The sequence below is a fragment of the Streptomyces sp. NPDC090045 genome, assembly GCF_044747975.1.
In the GTDB taxonomy this organism is placed as follows: Bacteria; Actinomycetota; Actinomycetes; order Streptomycetales; family Streptomycetaceae; genus Streptomyces.
In genome coordinates, this window is record NZ_JBIVFA010000013.1 from 58,511 (window position 1) to 77,353 (window position 18,843).

An 18,843-nucleotide genomic window follows, 5' to 3' on the forward strand; every position below is an offset into this window, starting at 1 on the left:
GGCGGTTCGGCGCCCGGCGGTTCGGCGCCCGGCGGTTCAGCGCCCGAGGCCCCGGAGACGGGCGAGGAGGGACCGGCGCCTACTGCTCTCCCGGCCGCCCTGCGGTGCCGGCGCCGCCGGGGAGCCCGCCTGCCGTGCCTCCATCGCGGCGGTCAACTCCGCACGGCGCCGCTCGTCGTCGTCGGGGACCTGTGCGTCGAACTCGGCCACCGCCGTCAGCATCTTCGCGGCCAGGTCGAGGAAGGTGGGCTCCAGCCAGGGGCACGCCTGGACGAGGCGGCACAGCGAGGCGAGGATCGTCGCGTCGCGCTGCTGCCAGGCCTCGCTCACCCCCATCATCCGGTCGGCGAGCTGCTGCCCGACGTCCTCGCGGGCGGCGGGGTCGACCCAGGCGGTGGCGAGCAGCGCGAAGCCCGCGGCCTCGTTGGTCCAGTCCTCGGGGCCGAAGAGCAGGTCGAGCAGCAGGGCCCTGCGCCGGGATCCTTCCCACGGCTCGTCCGCGCGGTGGTGGGCCAGGCCCAGGCAGGCGAAGGTCTGTACGGCGCGGACCCACATCTCGGGCTGCCGCCCCAGCAGGTACGCGCCCTGGTCGCCCTCGCGCGGCAGCGGCGGGTGCACGCAGACGGCCAGCAGGTCCTCGGCGCTCAGGTCGGCGAGGCGCACGGCGTGGTCGTACGCGGCCCCCGGCGCGGCCCAGCTCAGCGCGGCGACCTGGCGCACGCGTGCGGCGGCCTCGGGCGACGGCGGGGCGACGGCGGGCCGGGCGTCGAGTCCCTCGGGGCCGCCGAACTCCCACAGCCGGACGCCGACCCGGCGCTGCGGCTCCCGGGGATCGGGAGCGGTCACGGCCTGGTAGGCGATCTGCGCGCGCGGGAAGCCCATGCCGATGGCGAGCCGCGTACTGGGGGCTTCCAGGTTCGAGATGAGCAGCTCGATCTCGTGGTCGCGTGCGGCGTCGGGCCCGGCGAGCATCTGGTGCAGCACGTTGACGCTCGCCTCGGAGGCGGGGTGCACGTGGCCGAGCCACGGCCGGTCCTCGCACAGCTCGTCCAGGAGCCGGGCGGCGTAGCCGTGTTCGGGGTGGGTGCGCAGGTGGTCGGCGAGGGCCAGCAGGTGCGCGGTGGCGCCGTCGACGGCGTGGCGCAGCGCGAACACGGCCGGGGCGGCCTTGGGGTGGTCCGGTTCGGCGGCGAGGGCGCGTTCGAGCCAGGCCAGGCCGGCGGCGGGGCGGCCGGTCCGCCCGTACAGCTCGGCGACGTCGACGTACAGGTCCAGGTCGGAGGGGTCGCGGGCGATCTCCGCTTCCCAGACGGCGAGGGCCTCGTCGGTCCTCTCGGCGGCGCGCAGCGCGGAGCCGAGCACGACGGCCTGCCAGTGGCCGGGTTCGGCCCGCTGGGCCCGCTCGGCCCAGGCCACCGCGTCGGCCACGTCGCCGAAGCGGCGGGCCAGGGTGGAGGCCAGCGTGTTCAGCAGGACGTGCTCCGGGTGGGTGGCGACGCAGGCCCTGACCAGTGCGTAGAAGGGCTGGACCCCGTCGCGGAGCGGCGGCGGCAGGGGTTCGGGCAGGGTGCGGGAGAGCCGCGCGACGGCCGTGGCCACGGCGGACGGTGCGAGCCGGCCGGGCAGGGCCGGGTCGGCCAGCCAGGCGACCTCGGCCCAGGGGCGGGCGGGGTCGGCGGCGATCACCGAGGCGAGGACGCCGACGGCGGGCTCCCAGTCCCCGACGGCGGCGTGGAGCTGGGCGACGCAGGCGACCGCGCCGATGGTGGGCTCGTCGTCGGCGAACAGCCGCAGCGCGGCGGCGTGGTCACCGGCGGCGGCGACGAGTTCGGCGAGCGCCTCGTAGGCGTCGGGGTGCCGGGGGTCTGCGGTGAGTGCGCCTGCGAGGTGTGCCGCCGCGTGCGGCAGATCGCCGCTGTCCAACGCGAGCCGCGCCACCGCCACTTCGCCCTCGGCTTCGAGCCGCTCGTCCACAGGTCCCCTCTCCCCCACGCCGGTCGTGGCTACGAAAGTAGCCCGTACGGCGGCGGATTCCCCCACCGGGTCCCGCCGCGGTTGCCGGTCTCGGGCAGGCGCCGCCACTGGTCAGAAGGACCACGGGGAGGGAACGCGCGGGTCAGGGACGTAGGCGCAGTAGGTTCCGGTGCGGATCGTGCGGTCGAGGTGGTCGCCGAGCTCCGGTTCGGCTTCGCGGAGGTGGCCGATGGCCTTGCGCACGGCCTGGGTGACGGCGGCCCGGGCCCGTTCGGAGGCGGCGCCGGCGCGCCGGTCGCGTCCGCCGAGTCCGACGGCCCGGGCGAGTTCGCCGATCAGGAACTCACGTTCGAGTTCGGTCTGTTCACGCCGGGCGATGTCGTTGTCGGCGCGGGCCTCCTCGATGTCCTCCTCGATCTCGGCGAGCCTTCGGCGGTACATGTCCTTGGCCCGGTCGTCCAGGAGGGGGCCGAGGTCGCCGGCCCGGGAGAGCCGGGCGGCCGAGTCGGGGTCGTCGCTGTCGGCGGCCACGAGGTCGAGGACGTGGAACTCCCGGCCCGGCGCGGCGAGCAGCCGGGCCAGGTGGTGCATGCCCTTGCTGTCGCGGACGGTCACGCGCCGGTCGTCGAGTACGACCTTCCAGTAGTCGCCCTCCCGGACGAAGACGTTCGGCCCGGTCGTGGCGGGAGGCGGCTCGCCGGCCGCGGGCGCGCGGGCGATCCGTTCGAACTCCGTCCGCGCCGTCTCCCGCTCCAGGCTCGCGGCCCGGAGGTTCCCCAGGGCGCCCTGGGCGTCCGCGAGCCGCAGCCGGCACTCGGCCGTCTCGTAGGGGGCGCCGACCTCGCTCCAGGCACGGACGGCATCGGCGAACAGCTCCGACGCGCCGGCCGCGTCGCCCTCGGCCAGCAGGACCTCGCCGCGCGCCCGTACGGCCGCCGCGGCGAGCGCGCTGCTCTCGAAGCGGACGGCGACCTCCGTGAGCTCGCGGGCCGAGTTCCGTGCCGTCTCCAGGTCGGCGCGGGCCAGGGCGATCCGCACCTGGGCGTCCAGCAGCGGTGCCCGCCGCAGCTCGGTGGTGGGAGGCAGCTCCTTCGACGGCACCGGCAGCGGACGCGCCAGCGCCTCCCGGATCGCGTCGGCCGCCGTGTCGATGTCGCCGCCGGCGAGCCGGACGAGCGAGAGCCCGGGTTCGGGATCCCATCCGAGGCGGTGCGCGGAGAGCAGCGCCTCTTCGGCACCGGCCAGGTCGCCGCGCCGCAGCCGGATCCGGCCCAGCTCGGTCAGCGGCCAGCCAAGCTCTCGGCGCAGGTAGGGGCGCAGCTCGTCGCAGGCCAGCAGCACCTGCTGCTCGGCGCTCGCGCACTGGCCGCGCAGGCGCAGGATCTCCGCCCGGTGCACCCGGCACCGGCCGTGCAGGCTGCCGATCGCGTTCGTCCGCGCCCAGCGTTCCATGGCCTCGGTCCACTGCTCGGCCAGGTCGTACTGGGCCAGGCCCTGCAGGGCGCACACCAGCTCGCAGTAGACGACTCCGGTCGACAGCGGATCGAGGTCCCCGCACATCGCCGCCGTGCCGGCGTCGTCGAGGAGCTCCAGACCCCGCCCGACGTCACCGTCGAGGATCACCAGCCTGGCCTGTGCCACGCGCCCGAGCGCGGCCGCCGCCGGATCGGTGGGCGAGCCGGTCCCGACCGCCCGTCCGGCCCAGTCCCGGGCCGCGTCGAGGTCGCCGCTGAGGAGGCGCTCGAAGGTGCGCACCACCGCGAACCACGCGTGCGCGGGGGTCGCCGACGCGGGGTCGAGGAGGCGTTCGGCCCGCCGCAGCCACCCCCGTACGGGTGCCATGAGCGCGGTGTCGAACAGCAGGTGCATGGCGACCCGTACGGCGGCTCCGGCGGCCGCGTCGTCCTCACCGAGCCGGGCCAGCTGTGCGTGCAGCCGTTCCCAGGTCTCGACGGTCACGTCGAGGTGCCCCGCCGCATAGGCGACGCCTGCGAATTCGGCGAGCTCCGCCGGGCCCAGTGCGCCCGTCGCCTCCCGGGCCGCCAGATAGCCGTCGTACGCCTCCGCCCACGCGCCACGGGCGGCGGCGTTCCGCGCCCGCTCCAGCGCGGCCCCGTCGCCGGAGGCATGAGTCATGGACGTCTTCCTTCGCCGTACCGCGCCGGACCGGGGGCGGGTCGGTTACGGCGGTAGCCGCCCCGCTTACGCCTCCATGGTGAGCCACAACCACAGCGGAGGACATCATGGACACCATCACGGTGAACGAGATCCGTCTGGAGCACGAGGTCCGCGGAACCGGGGAGCCGGTCCTGCTGATCAGCCCGGTCCTCGCCGACGGGTTCGCCCCGCTCGTCGCCGAACCGGCCCTGGCCGGGAGCCACCGGCTCGTCCGCTATCACAAGCGGGGCTGGAGCGGCAGCACCCACACCCCCGGGCCGGTCTCCGTCGCCGACCACGCAGCCGACGCCCTCGCCCTGCTGGACCGGCTCGGCATCGAGCGCGTCCACGTGGCCGGGCACTCCAGTGGCGCGGCGGTCGCCGCGCAGCTGGCCCAGGACCGCCCCGACCGCATCGCCACGGTCGCCCTGCTGGAGCTCTCCCTGCTGTCGGTTCCCGCGGGCGAGGCGTTCTTCGCCGAGGCGGCGCCGGCGTTCCAGGCGTACGCCGACGGGGACGCGGAACGCGCCCTCGGGCTGTTCCTGTCCCTGGTCGGCGGCATGGAACCGGAACGCTGCCGGGCCCTGCTCGACGAGCGCATGCCGGGCAGCTTCGAGCAGGCGGTCAAGGACGCCGACACGTTCTTCGGGATCGAGCTCCCCGCCCTGGCCGAGTGGCGGTTCGGGCCCGACGAGGCGGCGGCGATCCGGCAGCCGGTGCTGTCCGTGCGGGGAAGCGACACCCCGCCCCTGTGGGTCGAGGTCGCGGCGTTCCTCCGCTCGCACGTGCCCGACGTCGAGGAGTGCGTCATCGACGGGGTGGGCCACCTGCTCCCCATCGAACGGCCCCGGCCGGTCGCCGAAGGGCTGGCCCGGTTCCTGGCCCGTCACCCGATCCGGTCCTGACCGCGGACGCCCGGCGGGCGACGTGCCTGCCGGGCGCCGGGACCGGTCACTGCGGACCGGCTACTGCCAGTCCTCCCACGGCGGTTCCTCGTCCAGGTCGTAGGGCGGCTCTTCGTCGGCCGGGCCGGCGGGGGCCGGCCGGGCGGCGGGTACGGCCTGCGGTGCGGCGGCGGCAGGCCCGGTGGCGTTGCACTCCGTCAGGGTGTCCAGGACGCCCTGGGCGTACTTGGCTAGCTTGGCCTCGCCGACCCCGCCGATGGTGCCCAGCTCCGCCTCGGTGGCCGGGAGCCGCGTCGCGATCTCCCGCAGCGTCGCATCGTGGAAGACCACGTACGCCGGTACGCCCTGCTCGCGCGCCGTCGCGGCCCGCCAAGCGCGCAGCGCCAGGAAGAACGGCTCGGCGCCGGCCGGCAGGTCGACCGGCACGCGGGCGCCCTTCCCGGAGCGCGACCCGGACTCCTTCTTCGCCGGGCCGGCCGGCACCTTCTCCTTGCGCATCGGTACGCTGCGGCGCCCGCCCAGCACCTCGCCGCTGTCGTCGGTCAGCACGAGCGTCCCGTAGTCGCCCTCCACCGCCAGCAGCCGCGACGCCAGCAGCTGGCGCACGACCCCTCGCCACTCCGCCGTGCTCAGATCGGCTCCGATACCGAACACCGAGAGCCCGTCGTGGTCGAACTGGATGACCTTGGCCGTCTTCTTGCCCTGCAGGATGTCGATGATCTGGCCGGCGCCGAACTTCTGGCGCCGTTCCCGCGCGAGCCGCCACACCGTGGACAGCAGTTTCTGCGCCGGGACCGTCCCGTCCCAGGACTCGGCCGGCGTCAGGCAGGTGTCGCAGTTGCCGCAGGGCTCGCCCGACTGCCCGAAGTACTCCAGCAGCCGCGTCCGGCGGCAGTCGACCGTCTCGCAGAGCGACAGCATCGCGTCGAGGTGCATGGCGAGGGAGCGGCGGTGCGCCTCGTCGCCCTCGGAGCCTTCGATGAGCTTGCGCTGCTGGACCACGTCCTGCAGCCCGTAGGCCAGCCAGGCCGTGGCCGGTTCCCCGTCGCGGCCGGCGCGGCCGGTCTCCTGGTAGTAGCCCTCGACCGACTTCGGCAGGTCCAGGTGCGCCACGAAGCGCACGTCCGGCTTGTCGATGCCCATGCCGAAGGCGATCGTGGCCACCACCACGACCCCGTCCTCCCGCAGGAAGCGCGCCTGGTTCGCCGCGCGCGTACGGGCGTCCATTCCGGCGTGGTAGGCCACGGCGTCGATGCCCTGCTCCGCCAGGAAGGCCGCGGTCTTCTCCACCGAGGCCCGCGAGAGGCAGTAGACGACTCCGGCGTCCCCGTCGTGCTCGGTCCGGATGAGGTCCAGCAGCTGCCGCTGCGGGTTGCCCTTCGGGACGATCCGGTACTGGATGTTCGGCCGGTCGAAGCTGGCGACGAAGTGCCGGGCGTCCTCCAGGCCGAGCCGTGCCACGATCTCGGCGTGGGTGGCCTCGGTGGCCGTCGCGGTCAGCGCGATCCGCGGCACCTTCGGCCAGCGCTCGTGCAGCATGGACAGCGCGAGGTAGTCGGGCCGGAAGTCGTGACCCCACTGGGCGACGCAGTGCGCCTCGTCGATCGCGAAGAGCGACACCTTGCCCCGGTCGAGCAGCCGCTGGGTGCCCTCGGTGCGCAGCCGCTCGGGGGCCAGGTAGAGGAGGTCCAGCTCGTCGGCGAGGAAGGCCTGCTCGACGGCCTGCCGCTCGTGGTGGTCCTGCGTGGAGTTCAGGAACCCGGCCCGCACTCCGAGGGCGGTGAGCGCGTTCACCTGGTCCTGCATGAGCGCGATCAGCGGCGAGATCACGACGCCCGTACCGTCTCTGACCAGCGCCGGGATCTGGTAGCAGAGCGATTTGCCACCGCCGGTCGGCATCAGGACGAGGGCGTCACCGCCGCCGACGACCTGGTCGATGATCTCCTGCTGCTCGCCGCGGAAGGAGCTGTAACCGAAGACGCGGTGCAGCACCTGCAGAGCGTCGGAGATTTCGTGGGTGGTGTCCGGAGCGGCCATTCGAGAAGCCTATCGGCACCCGCCGACACGCCCGCTCCGCTCACCGGAACCTGTGGAAAACCCGCCGCGCGTACGGGCTGCGTCAAAAGAGCCGCGGGCCGCGTTACGCCGGCTCGCCGTGGAGGCACGCTCTTCGTGGGCGATCCGCGCCCTGTCAGGATCGGCTGATCCGGACGGGAGGCCTCACATGTCCGGAAACTCGTACCGGCTCCGCGACGGCGCCGCACTGCTCGCGGCCCTGGTGCTCCCCTTCCTCGTGGCGCTCGCGCTCGTGCCCTTCCGTGCGGACCTCTCGGCGACGAACGCCGCTCTGATCATGGTCGTGACCGTGGTGGCCGTCGCCGCCCTCGGGACGAGGGTGGCCGCGGCGCTCGGCGCGCTCGGCGCGGCCGCCTGGTTCGACTTCTTCCTGACCGAGCCGTACCAGCAGTTCACGATCAGCGACCGGGCGGACGTCGAGACGGCGGTGCTGCTGCTGGTCGTCGGGCTGATCGTCTCGCAGCTGGCCGTCCGGCAGCGCCGGCTCCGGGCGACCGTGGTCACGGACACCGCCCACCTGTCCGGCCTCCAGGCGACGGCGCGGCTGGTCGAGAGCGGCGGCTCGCCGGCGGCGGTGGTCGAGCACGTCCGCCGGGAGCTGGTCCGCCTGCTGGGACTGCGCGGCTGCCGCTTCGAGTACGGAACGCTGATGGGCCGGCTGCCGCGGCTGGAGCACGACGGCAGCGTGTGGCTGCGCGGCAGGAGCGTGATCACGGAGTACGCGGACTGGCCCGAGGGCGAGACGGAACTGCGGGTGGTGGGCGGCGGCCACTACTACGGCCGCTTCCTCCTGGACGCCCGCCCCGGCCAGCTTCCGGCCGGGCAGGCACGGCAGGTCGCCGTCGCGCTGGCGGCCCAGGCCGGCGCCGCCCTGGACACCGCGGGCCTCTCACGTCAGGGCTGACGGCATCCCCGGCACTCTCACGTCAGGGGGGCGTTAAGGGTTCCCGCGGCCCCGTATGGAGCCCGTCAAAGCTCATTAACACCGTGGTGAAGACCGGGTTATCTGGTCATCGGCCATCTGGCCGATTTCACATCACTCACTTCATCCAGGAGCTCACGGTGGCCGATCTGGCCTTCGTCGTCACCACGGTTGCGGTCTTCGCGCTGGTGGCTCTCATTGCCCGAGGGGTGGCCAAGCTGTGACCGTCGAGAACATCGTCGGCCTCGCCGTGGCCGTCTCCCTGCTGGGTTACCTCGTCCTCGCCCTCGTGTACCCGGAGAGGTTCTGAGCACTGATATGAGCCCCGTAACCGCTGGTGTGCTCCAGCTGCTCGCACTGATCGCCGCACTCGCACTGGCCTACCGCCCCCTCGGCGACTACATGGCCCGCGTCTACTCCTCCGAAAAGCACTACAAGCCGGAGAAGTGGATCTACAAGGCCATCGGCGCCAACCCGTCGACCGAGATGCGCTGGCCCGCCTACCTGCGCGCCGTCCTCGCCTTCTCCGCGGTCAGCGTCCTCTTCCTCTACCTCCTGCAGCGCCTGCAGGGCATCCTGCCCGGCTCCCTCGGATTCGTCGCGATCGACCCCGACCAGGCCTTCAACACCGCCGCCTCCTTCGTCGCCAACACGAACTGGCAGTCCTACTACGGCGAACAGGCCATGGGCCACGTCGTGCAGACCGGCGGCCTCGCGGTCCAGAACTTCGTCTCCGCCGCCGTCGGCATGGCCGTCGCCGTCGCCCTCGTCCGGGGCTTCTCGCGCTCGCGCACCGGTGAGCTCGGCAACTTCTGGTCCGACCTGGTCCGCGGCACCGTCCGCATCCTGGTCCCGATCTCCGTGATCGGCGCGATCATCCTGGTCGCCTGCGGCGCCATCCAGAACTTCGCCGGCATCCACGAGGTCGGCCAGTTCATGGGCGGCACCCAGCAGTGGAACGGCGGCGCGGTCGCCTCCCAGGAAGTCATCAAGGAGCTGGGCACGAACGGTGGCGGTTACTTCAACGCCAACTCCGCCCACCCCTTCGAGAACCCCACCCCCTTCTCGAACCTGTTCGAGATCTTCCTGATCCTGGTCATCCCCTTCGCGATGACCCGCACCTTCGGCCGCATGGTCGGCAACCTGCGCCAGGGCTACGCCATCCTCGCCACCATGGGCATCATCTGGGTCGGGTTCACCGCCCTGATGATGTGGACCGAGTTCGCCCACCACGGCCCCGCCTTCGAGGTCACCGGCGGCGCCATGGAAGGCAAGGAGACCCGGTACGGCATCGCCGCCTCCTCGATCTTCTCCGTCGCCACCACCCTCACCTCCACCGGCGCCGTCAACTCCTTCCACTCCTCCTACACCGGACTCGGCGGCGGCATCCAGATGCTGGGCATGCAGCTCGGCGAGATCGCACCCGGTGGAGTCGGCTCCGGCCTCTACGGCATGCTGATCATGGCGATCATCGCCGTGTTCATCGCCGGCCTGATGGTCGGCCGCACCCCCGAATACCTGGGCAAGAAGATCAGCACCCGCGAGATCAAACTCGCCGCCTGCTACATCCTCATCACCCCCGCCCTCGTGCTCTGCTTCACCGCCGCCGCGATGGCCCTGCCCACGCCGGGCAACTCGATGACGAACTCCGGCGCGCACGGCTTCTCGGAGATCCTCTACGCCTACACCTCGGGCGCCAACAACAACGGCTCGGCCTTCGCGGGCCTGAACGCCGACACGCAGTGGTTCAACAGCACCATCGGCATCGCCATGCTGCTCGGCCGTTTCCTGCCCATGGTGTTCGTCCTCGCCCTGGCCGGCTCGCTCGCCGAGCAGAAGCCCGTCCCCGAGACCGCGGGCACCCTGCGCACCGACAAGCCGCTCTACGCGGGCCTGCTCGTCGGCACCATCCTCATCATCACCGGACTCACCTACTTCCCGGCCCTGGCGCTGGGTCCGCTCGCCGAAGGGCTCGCATCATGAGCACCGCCACACCGACCCGTGCTCCGCACGACGACCTGCCAACCGGCCACAAGCCGCCCGCCGGCCGTGTCGGAGGCGGACTCTTCGACCCCAAGCAGCTGCTGAAGTCCTTCCCGGACGCGGTCCGCAAGCTCGACCCCCGCATCATGATCAAGTCCCCGGTCATGTTCGTAGTCCTGGTCGGCTCGGTCGTGACGACGGTCCTGGCGGTCATGGACCCGACGGACGGGTTCGGCTGGGCGATCACCGCCTGGCTGTGGCTGACCACGATCTTCGCCAACCTCGCCGAAGCCGTCGCCGAAGGCCGCGGCAAGGCCCAGGCCGACACCCTGCGCAAGGCCAAGACCGACTCCGTCGCCCGCCGCCTCACCAAGGACGGCACGACCGAGGAACAGGTCCCCGGCACCGAACTGCGCATCGGCGACCTCGTGGTCTGCGAGGCCGGCGACACCATCCCCGGCGACGGCGACGTCGTCGAAGGCGTCGCCTCCGTCGACGAGTCCGCCATCACCGGCGAGTCCGCCCCCGTCATCCGCGAGTCCGGCGGCGACCGCTCCGCGGTCACCGGCGGCACCAAGGTCCTCTCCGACCGCATCGTCATCAAGATCACGACGAAGCCCGGCGAAACCTTCATCGACCGCATGATCGCCCTCGTCGAAGGCGCCGCCCGACAGAAGACCCCCAACGAGATCGCCCTCAACATCCTTCTCGCGTCCCTCACCATCGTCTTCCTCCTCGCGGTCGTCACCCTGCAGCCCTTCGCGATCTACGCCGAGGCCAAGCAGTCGATGATCGTCCTCACCGCGCTCCTGGTCTGCCTGATCCCCACGACCATCGGCGCGCTGCTCTCCGCGATCGGCATCGCGGGCATGGACCGCCTGGTCCAGCGCAACGTCCTCGCCATGTCGGGACGTGCGGTGGAAGCCGCGGGCGATGTGTCGACCCTGCTGCTCGACAAGACCGGCACCATTACGCTGGGCAACCGTCAGGCCTCCGAGTTCGTGCCGGTCAAGGGCACGACGGAAGCCGAGCTGGCGGATGCCGCGCAGCTGTCGTCTCTTGCGGATGAGACGCCCGAGGGTCGTTCCATCGTGGTCCTCGCGAAGGAGAAGTACGGTCTGCGCGAGCGTCACCAGGGCGAGCTCGCTCACGCCGAGTGGATCGCGTTCACCGCCCAGACCCGCATGTCGGGTGTGGACGTGGACGGCAAGAAGACCCGCAAGGGTGCGGCCGGCTCGGTCATCACCTGGGTCAAGGAGCAGGGCGGCCGGGTCTCCGACGACGCCGACCTCCTCGCCAACAAGATTTCCGAGGCCGGCGGCACCCCGCTCCTGGTCGCCGTCGAGGACGAGAAGGGCGCCCGCGTCCTGGGCGTCATCCACCTCAAGGACGTCGTCAAGGAAGGCATGCGCGAGCGGTTCGACGAACTGCGCCGCATGGGCATCAAGACCGTCATGATCACCGGTGACAACCCGCTCACCGCCAAGGCCATCGCCGAAGAGGCAGGTGTCGACGACTTCCTCGCCGAGGCCACCCCCGAGGACAAGATGGCCCTCATCAAGCGCGAACAGGCCGGCGGCAAGCTCGTCGCGATGACCGGAGACGGCACCAACGACGCCCCCGCCCTCGCCCAGGCCGACGTCGGCGTCGCCATGAACACCGGCACCTCGGCCGCCAAGGAGGCCGGGAACATGGTGGACCTGGACTCCAACCCCACCAAGCTCATCGAGATCGTCGAGATCGGCAAGCAGCTCCTCATCACCCGAGGCGCCCTGACCACCTTCTCCATCGCCAACGACGTCGCGAAGTACTTCGCGATCATCCCGGCCATGTTCGCGGTCGTCTACCCCGGCCTGGACAAGCTCAACATCATGGGCCTGTCCTCCCCGAACTCCGCGATCCTCTCCGCCGTCATCTTCAACGCGCTGATCATCATCGCCCTGGTCCCGCTCGCCCTCAAGGGCGTCCAGTACCGGCCCACCAGCGCCGACAAGATGCTCCGCCGGAACCTGGGAATCTACGGACTCGGCGGCCTCATCGCCCCGTTCATCGGCATCAAGCTCATCGACATGATCATCTCCCTCATCCCCGGAATCGGCTGACCCCATGAACAACTCTGTAGGCAGCACAGCACGGTTGATCGGGGCGGGCCTGCGGGCCCTGCTGGTCCTCACGGTCATCTGCGGGGTCATCTACCCGCTCGCCGTCACCGGGATCGCCCAGGCCCTCTTCAACAACAAGGCCAACGGCTCCGAAATCAAGGACCACAACGGCCAGGTCGTCGGGTCCTCCCTCATCGGACAGACCTACAACCTGCCCAAGCAGAACCCCGACGACGCCGAAGAAGCCGCCAAGCCGGACCTCAAGTGGTTCCAGCCCCGCCCCTCCAACGGCCTCGGCTCCAACAGCGTCAACACCCAGTACGCGCTCATCCTCTCCGGAGCCACCAACCGCTCCGCCGACAACGGCGCCGTGGGCGGCCAGTGCACCAAGGACGCAGAAGAAGGCACCCTCTGCGCCCAGGTCATCGCCGCCAAGGAAGCCGTCATCACCGACAACTCCACCACCACCTACCAGGTCAAGCCCGAGGACGTCCCGGCCGACGCCGTCACCTCCTCCGGCTCCGGCCTCGACCCCGACATCTCCCCCGAATACGCCAAGATCCAGATCCACCGCGTCGCCGAGCAGAACAAGCTCGACGTCAAGCAGGTCGAGAAACTCGTCGCCGACCACACCCAGGGCCGCCCCCTCGGCTTCATGGGCGAACCCCGGGTCAACGTCCTCGAACTCAACATCGCGCTCAAGGCACTGACCAAGAGCTGATGCTCGACGTCGCACGACCTGAGGACCGGCGGGACGCGCAGCTCGCGCCCCGCCGGTCCGTACGGCGATCCGCAACGAAGGAAGGCTGCACACCGATGACCCGGGTGCTGGTGGTGGAGGACGATCGTCAGCTCGTCCGCGCGCTCAAGATCAACCTCCAGGCGCGCAAGTTCGAGGTCGAGGAGGCGTCCGACGGCAGTTCGGCGCTGCGGCTCGCGGCGGCCCGGAAGCCGGACGTCATCGTGCTGGACCTCGGCCTGCCGGACATGGACGGCGTCGAAGTGATCAAGGCGGTCCGCGGCTGGAGCCGGACGCCCATCCTGGTCCTCTCCGCCCGCCACACCTCCGAGGACAAGATCCGCGCCCTGGACGCCGGCGCGGACGACTACGTGACGAAACCGTTCAGCATGGACGAGCTGCTGGCCCGCCTGCGCGCGGCCACCCGCCGCCAGGAGGCCCCGCCGGAGTCCCTGGCCGCCACCGAGGTCACCCTGATCACGACGGACGAGTTCTCCGTCGACCTGGTGGCGCGCAAGGTGCGGCGGGGCGAGCGCACCGTACGGCTGACCCCGACGGAGTGGCACCTGCTGGAGATCCTGCTCACCCACCCGGGCCGGCTGATCACCCAGAGCAGGCTCCTGCTGGAGGTCTGGGGACCCACGTACTCGGAGCACACCAACTACCTGCGCGTCTACATGGCCCAGCTGCGGCGCAAGCTGGAAGCGGACCCCTCGCACCCCCGGTATCTGATCACCGAACCGGGCATGGGCTACCGCTTCGAACCGTAGGTGTCCCGGGACCCCGCCCGACCGGCCCGACCGGCGCCCGACCGTCCCGCACCCTGCCTTCGCCATCGAACACCGTTCAGCACCACACACGAGAAGTCGGCATCATGGGACGCGGAAAGCTTCGGATCTACCTCGGCGCGGCACCGGGCGTCGGCAAGACGTACGCGATGCTCTCCGAGGCGCACCGCCGGATCGAGCGGGGCACCGACTGCGTCGTCGGCTTCGTCGAGCACCACAACCGTCCGCGCACCGAGGTCATGCTGCACGGCCTCGAGCTCATCGAGCGGCGCGAGATCGAGTACCGCGACACCACCTTCACCGAGATGGACGTCGACGCGATCCTCGCCCGGCGTCCCGCCGTGGCGCTCGTGGACGAGCTCGCCCACACCAACGTGCCCGGCTCGCGCAACGCCAAGCGCTGGCAGGACGTGGAGGAACTCCTCCAGGCCGGCATCGACGTCGTCTCGACCGTCAACATCCAGCACCTGGAGTCGCTGGGCGACGTGGTCGAGACGATCACCGGTGTGCGGCAGCGGGAGACGGTGCCCGACGAGGTCGCGCGCCGTGCCGATCAGATCGAGCTCGTCGACATGTCGCCGCAGGCCCTGCGCCGACGCATGGCCCACGGCAACGTCTACAAGCCCGACAAGGTCGACGCGGCCCTGTCCAACTACTTCCGCCCGGGCAACCTCACGGCCCTGCGCGAGCTCGCACTGCTCTGGGTCGCCGACCGCGTGGACGAGTACCTGCAGGAGTACCGGGGCGAGCACAACATCCGTTCCACCTGGCAGGCCCGCGAGCGCATCGTCGTGGGCCTGACCGGCGGGCCGGAGGGGCGTACGCTGATCCGCCGTGCGGCCCGCCTCGCCGAGAAGGGCGCGGGCGGCGAGGTCCTCGCCGTCTACATCGCCGCCAGCGACGGCCTCACGTCCGCCTCGCCCAAGGAGCTGGCCGTCCAGCGCACCCTGGTCGAGGACCTCGGCGGCACCTTCCACCACGTCATCGGCGACGACATCCCCGACGCCCTGCTGGAGTTCGCCCGCGGGGTCAACGCCACGCAGATCGTGATGGGCGTGAGCCGCCGCCGCTCCTGGCAGTACGCCTTCAGCCCCGGTGTCAGTGCCACCGTCGCCCGCGAGTCCGGTCCCGACCTCGACGTCCACATCGTCACCCACGACGAGGCCGCCAAGGGCCGCCGCGGTCTGCCCGTCGCCCGCGGCGCACGGCTCGGCCGCTCCCGCATCATCTGGGGCTGGCTGACCGGCATCGCGGGCCCGGCGCTGCTCACCGTCCTGCTCAACCAGGTCGTCCCCGACCTCGGGCTCGCCAACGACATGCTGCTGTTCCTCACCTTCACGGTGGCGGCGGCGCTCCTCGGCGGACTCCTGCCCGCCCTCGCCTCGGCGGCCTTCGGCTCCCTGCTCCTGAACTACTACTTCACCCCACCGCTGCACGAGTTCACGGTCTCCGACCCGAAGAACATCGTCGCGATCGCGATCTTCGTGGGGGTGGCCGTCTCGGTGGCCTCGGTGGTCGACCTGGCCGCCCGGCGCACCCACCAGGCCGCCCGGCTGCGCGCCGAGTCGGAGATCCTCTCCTTCCTCGCGGGCAGCGTCCTGCGCGGCGAGGACTCCCTCGACGCGCTCCTCGAACGGCTCCGCGAGACCTTCTCCATGCAGTCGGCCGTCCTGCTGGAGCGCACCAGCGAGGTCGACCCGTGGACCACGGCCGCGGCCGTCGGCACCGCTCCGGTGGCCCGCCCCGAGGACGCCGACGTGGACCTGCCCATCGGCGAGAACATGGCCCTCGCCCTGACCGGCCGGGTCCTGCCGGCCGAGGACCGCCGCGTCCTCGGCGCGTTCGCCGCCCAGGCGGCCGTCGTACTCGACCGCCAGCGCCTGGTCGACGAGGCCGAGAGGTCCCGCGAACTCGCCGAGGGCAACCGCATCCGTACCGCCCTGCTCGCCGCCGTCAGCCACGACCTGCGCACTCCGCTCGCCGGGATCAAGGCCTCCGTGACCTCGCTGCGGTCCGACGACGTGGAGTGGTCCGAGGAGGACAGGGGCGAGCTCCTGGAAGGCATCGAGGACGGCGCCGACCGGCTCGCCGCCCTGATCGGCAACCTCCTCGACATGTCCCGCCTCAACACCGGCACCGTCGTCCCGCTGATCCGCGAGACCGACCTCGACGAGGTGGTCCCGATGGCCCTGGGCGGCGTACCGGAGGACAGCGTGGACCTCGACATCCCGGAGACGCTCCCGATGGTCGCCGTCGACCGGGGGCTGCTGGAGCGTGCGGTCGCCAACATCGTGGAGAACGCGGTGAAGTACAGCCCCACGGGCGAGTGCGTGCTGGTCGCGGCCAGCGCCCTGCGCGACCGCGTCGAGCTGCGCGTCGTCGACCGGGGACCCGGTGTCCCCGACGACGCCAAGGACCGGATCTTCGAGCCCTTCCAACGCCACGGCGACGCCCCGCGCGGCGCCGGAGTCGGCCTGGGCCTCGCCGTCGCCCGCGGCTTCACCGAGGCCATCGGCGGCACCCTGTCCGCCGAGGACACCCCCGGCGGCGGCCTCACCATGGTCCTCACCCTCCCCGTCGCCCCCGAACCGGCCGCGGGACGCCTCTGAGCACGGGTCCGCCCGCGCTGCTGTTCGTGATCCCGCTGCCGCCCCGGGTCTCCGTACTCCGGGACACCGACGGCAGCAGCGTCGAGTCCGGCCTGCGGTGACGGCCTCCGCCGGCTCCGAGAGCGGTCCCGTCGGCTCCTGTCAAGGTACGAACAACCGGGGCTACGGCCCCGTCCCTCCTCCGGGCACGGTGGAAATCGACCGTCCTGCGCCAGTGCAGGACCGATACGCCACCCGGTTCGGAGGCATCCGTGTCCCGTCGTGCAGGGGTCTTCGTGACCCGCCGCCCCCGGCTCGTGCTCTTCGCCGCGCTCGTGTTCCTCGTCGTGTCCGGCGTTTTCGGCGCGGGGGCGACCGGCCGGCTGAAGACCCAGGGATACGACGACCCGCGCTCCGAGTCCAGCCGCGCCGCCCACCTGGCGGCCGAGGGCCCGGGGGCGTCCCCGAACCTCGTCGTCGTCGCGCGGGCCCGTGGCGGGTCCGTCGACGACCCGGCGGCCCGGAGCGAGGGAGCGGCCCTGACCGGCCGGCTCGCCGCCCGGCCGCACCTCAGCGCGGTGACCTCGTACTGGACCGGCGGCGCGGCCGAACTGCGCAGCCGGGACGGCGACGCGGCCATGGTGGTCGCGCATGTGGACGGCGAGGGGGAGCGGCTCGGAGCCCGGGTCAGGGAACTGAAGCGGGAACTGACCGCCCCGGACTCCGCCGGGACGGCCCTGACCCTGCACGTGGGCGGAACGGCGCTCGTCGACGCCGAGCTCCAGGACCTCTCGGAATCCGACCTCAAGCGCGCCGAGGCCGTCGTCCTGCCGGGAACCCTGATCCTGCTGGTTCTGGTGTTCGGCAGTGTGGTGGCCGCCGCCCTGCCCCTGCTGATCGGCGTTCTGGCCATCGCCGGGACCCTGCTGGTCCTGAGCGTCCTCGGCTCCGTCACCGACGTGTCCGTGTTCGCGCTGAACCTCACCACCGCGCTCGGCCTGGGGCTGGGCATCGACTACGGGCTGCTGATCGTCTCGCGGTTCCGCGAGGAGCTGGCCGAGGGGTACCGGCCGCGCAACGCCGCCATCCGGACCGTGCGCACGGCGGGCCACACGATCGTCTTCAGTGCCGCCACGGTCTCCGCCGCGCTCGCGACGCTGCTGGTGTTCCCGCCGTACTTCCTGCGCTCCTTCGCCTACGCCGGCATCGCCGTGGTGGTGATCGCGGCGGTGAGCGCGCTGACCGTACTGCCGGCGCTGCTCGCACTGCTCGGCACGCGGGTGAACGCCTGGGCCGTGCCGTGGCGCCGCCGGGTCCGCACCGGCTCGCGGTCCCGCCTGTGGGAGGGGCTGGCGCGGATCGTCGTACGCCGCCCGCTGGTCGCGGCGCTGCCGGTGATCGGCCTGCTGCTGTTGCTGGCGGCGCCGTTCGCGCACGCCGCTTTCGCCACTCCCGACGACCGGGCGCTGCCGGTGAGCGCGTCCAGCCGGCAGACCGGCGACCTGGTGCGCGGCTCCTTCGACATGAAGGGCTCCAGCGCGCTCACGGTCGTGGTCACGGGTACGGCGTCCCCGTCGGCGCGGGAGGACTACGCTCGCCGGCTGTCCGCGCTGCCCCAGGTCGCCCAGGTCATGGGTGCCGAGGGCAGCTTCCGGTCCGGCGAGAAGGCGGCGGTCTCCGGCTCCGCGGGCTCCGCCGGCCCCGCGGCCGGGTCCGCCGGCGAAGGCCCGGCACGGCTCTCCGTGGTGCCGCTGGCCGACCCCCAGTCGCACGCGGCCCAGCAGCTCGTGCGCGACATCCGCAGCGCTCCCGCCCCGGCGGGCGGCGAGGTCCTCGTCGGCGGTCCCAGTGCGGTACTGGTCGACGCCAAGGCCACCGTGGGGGACCGGATCCCGCTGGCGCTCGCCCTGATCACCCTCACCACCTTCGCCCTGCTGTTCGCCTTCACCCGCAGCCTGCTCCTGCCCGTCAAGGCCATCGCGCTGAACGCCCTGGGCCTCGCGGCCGTCCTCGGGGCCATGGTGTGGATCTTCCAGTCGGGCCATCTGCACCAGCTGCTCGGTTTCACCCCCGGCCCGCTCAGTACGACCATGCCGGTGCTGCTGTTCTGCATCGTCTTCGGGCTCTCGGTGGACTACGAGGTGTTCGTCCTCGCCCGTATCAAGGAGGCGCACGACGCCGGGCAGGACAACTCGGCGTCGATCGTCTCGGGCATCGCCCGCACGGGCGGCATCGTCACGACCGCCGGCGCCCTGCTCGCCTTCACCCTCCTCAGCTTCGGCACCTCCCAGGTCTCCCTCCTGCAGTTCTTCGGGATCGGCGCGGGTCTCGGCGTCCTCCTCGACGCCACGCTCATCCGCGGAGTCCTCGTACCGGCGCTGATGCGCCTGGCGGGCGGCCTGAACTGGTGGGCCCCGAAGCTGCCGGGGCGCAGAGTGCCGCGCCCGGCGTCCCGTCCGCCGCCGCTCCGGAGGTGCCCGCCGGGCCGGTGCCCGCCACAGGGCCGGACCGCGGTCCGCACCCCCGCCCGCCCCCACGAGCACGCCCGCGCACCCGCGCGCCAATGACCACCGGGGCGCAGGCCTCGTCCCCGTACACCCCGTCGCCCG

13 protein-coding genes are annotated in these 18,843 nt (G+C 72.2%); 10 read left to right on the forward strand and 3 right to left on the reverse strand.

The window, feature by feature from the left end:
- Window positions 1-36: 36 nt before the first annotated feature.
- Together ACIPYQ_RS29470 and ACIPYQ_RS29475 are read right to left on the reverse strand one after the other, a co-directional pair.
- Complete coding sequence (locus tag ACIPYQ_RS29470) at window positions 37-1,974, reverse strand: hypothetical protein (protein ID WP_401256794.1); 1,938 nt, start codon at window positions 1,972-1,974, stop codon at window positions 37-39.
- Between the two features lie 111 nt (window positions 1,975-2,085).
- Entirely contained in the window at window positions 2,086-4,110 is a 2,025-nt protein-coding gene (locus ACIPYQ_RS29475; protein WP_401256796.1) for a transcriptional regulator, read from the reverse strand.
- 107 nt (window positions 4,111-4,217) lie between these two features.
- On the opposite strand from ACIPYQ_RS29475, the gene ACIPYQ_RS29480 reads away from it, so the two are divergent.
- The gene (locus tag ACIPYQ_RS29480; protein WP_401256798.1) at window positions 4,218-5,036 is read left to right on the forward strand and encodes an alpha/beta fold hydrolase; all 819 of its coding nucleotides are present in this window, start codon (window positions 4,218-4,220) and stop codon (window positions 5,034-5,036) included.
- Window positions 5,037-5,096: 60 nt separating this feature from the next.
- On the opposite strand, the gene recQ is transcribed toward ACIPYQ_RS29480, so the two are convergent.
- Window positions 5,097-7,073: a DNA helicase RecQ gene (gene recQ, locus ACIPYQ_RS29485; protein ID WP_401256800.1), complete on the reverse strand. Its 1,977-nt coding sequence runs from the start codon at window positions 7,071-7,073 to the stop codon at window positions 5,097-5,099.
- 187 nt (window positions 7,074-7,260) lie between these two features.
- Here recQ and ACIPYQ_RS29490 point away from each other — a divergent pair, with 187 nt between their 5' ends.
- From ACIPYQ_RS29490 to ACIPYQ_RS29530, 9 genes are all read left to right on the forward strand, one after another.
- Complete coding sequence (locus tag ACIPYQ_RS29490) at window positions 7,261-8,016, forward strand: DUF4118 domain-containing protein (protein WP_401256802.1); 756 nt, start codon at window positions 7,261-7,263, stop codon at window positions 8,014-8,016.
- A gap of 83 nt (window positions 8,017-8,099) precedes the next feature.
- Complete coding sequence (locus ACIPYQ_RS29495; protein WP_401256803.1) at window positions 8,100-8,258, forward strand: hypothetical protein; 159 nt, start codon at window positions 8,100-8,102, stop codon at window positions 8,256-8,258.
- Complete coding sequence (kdpF, locus tag ACIPYQ_RS29500) at window positions 8,255-8,344, forward strand: K(+)-transporting ATPase subunit F (protein WP_037807443.1); 90 nt, start codon at window positions 8,255-8,257, stop codon at window positions 8,342-8,344. The genes ACIPYQ_RS29495 and kdpF overlap by 4 nt, the downstream gene beginning before the upstream one ends.
- A gap of 8 nt (window positions 8,345-8,352) precedes the next feature.
- On the forward strand, window positions 8,353-10,017 hold the full coding sequence (gene kdpA / locus ACIPYQ_RS29505; RefSeq protein WP_401256806.1) for a potassium-transporting ATPase subunit KdpA: 1,665 nt from the start codon (window positions 8,353-8,355) through the stop codon (window positions 10,015-10,017).
- Entirely contained in the window at window positions 10,014-12,119 is a 2,106-nt protein-coding gene (kdpB, locus tag ACIPYQ_RS29510; protein WP_401256807.1) for a potassium-transporting ATPase subunit KdpB, read from the forward strand. The genes kdpA and kdpB overlap by 4 nt, the downstream gene beginning before the upstream one ends.
- A gap of 4 nt (window positions 12,120-12,123) precedes the next feature.
- Window positions 12,124-12,840, forward strand: coding sequence for a potassium-transporting ATPase subunit C (locus ACIPYQ_RS29515; RefSeq protein ID WP_401256809.1), 717 nt, complete (start codon window positions 12,124-12,126; stop codon window positions 12,838-12,840).
- A 95-nt stretch (window positions 12,841-12,935) separates the two neighbouring features.
- Complete coding sequence (locus ACIPYQ_RS29520) at window positions 12,936-13,628, forward strand: response regulator (protein ID WP_361758697.1); 693 nt, start codon at window positions 12,936-12,938, stop codon at window positions 13,626-13,628.
- A 104-nt stretch (window positions 13,629-13,732) separates the two neighbouring features.
- Entirely contained in the window at window positions 13,733-16,255 is a 2,523-nt protein-coding gene (locus ACIPYQ_RS29525; protein WP_401256811.1) for an ATP-binding protein, read from the forward strand.
- A gap of 251 nt (window positions 16,256-16,506) precedes the next feature.
- Window positions 16,507-18,801, forward strand: coding sequence for an MMPL family transporter (locus ACIPYQ_RS29530; RefSeq protein ID WP_401256813.1), 2,295 nt, complete (start codon window positions 16,507-16,509; stop codon window positions 18,799-18,801).
- Window positions 18,802-18,843: the final 42 nt, after the last annotated feature.

What these genes read in the sequence shown, in the direction of transcription:
- ACIPYQ_RS29475 (WP_401256796.1), bottom strand. Translation starts at nt 4,110, where the DNA reads ATGACTCATGCCTCCGGCGACGGGGCCGCGCTGGAGCGGGCGCGGAAC.
- ACIPYQ_RS29480 (WP_401256798.1), top strand. Translation starts at nt 4,218, where the DNA reads ATGGACACCATCACGGTGAACGAGATCCGTCTGGAGCACGAGGTCCGC.
- recQ (WP_401256800.1), bottom strand. Translation starts at nt 7,073, where the DNA reads ATGGCCGCTCCGGACACCACCCACGAAATCTCCGACGCTCTGCAGGTG.
- ACIPYQ_RS29490 (WP_401256802.1), top strand. Translation starts at nt 7,261, where the DNA reads ATGTCCGGAAACTCGTACCGGCTCCGCGACGGCGCCGCACTGCTCGCG.
- kdpA (WP_401256806.1), top strand. Translation starts at nt 8,353, where the DNA reads ATGAGCCCCGTAACCGCTGGTGTGCTCCAGCTGCTCGCACTGATCGCC.
- kdpB (WP_401256807.1), top strand. Translation starts at nt 10,014, where the DNA reads ATGAGCACCGCCACACCGACCCGTGCTCCGCACGACGACCTGCCAACC.
- ACIPYQ_RS29515 (WP_401256809.1), top strand. Translation starts at nt 12,124, where the DNA reads ATGAACAACTCTGTAGGCAGCACAGCACGGTTGATCGGGGCGGGCCTG.
- ACIPYQ_RS29520 (WP_361758697.1), top strand. Translation starts at nt 12,936, where the DNA reads ATGACCCGGGTGCTGGTGGTGGAGGACGATCGTCAGCTCGTCCGCGCG.
- ACIPYQ_RS29525 (WP_401256811.1), top strand. Translation starts at nt 13,733, where the DNA reads ATGGGACGCGGAAAGCTTCGGATCTACCTCGGCGCGGCACCGGGCGTC.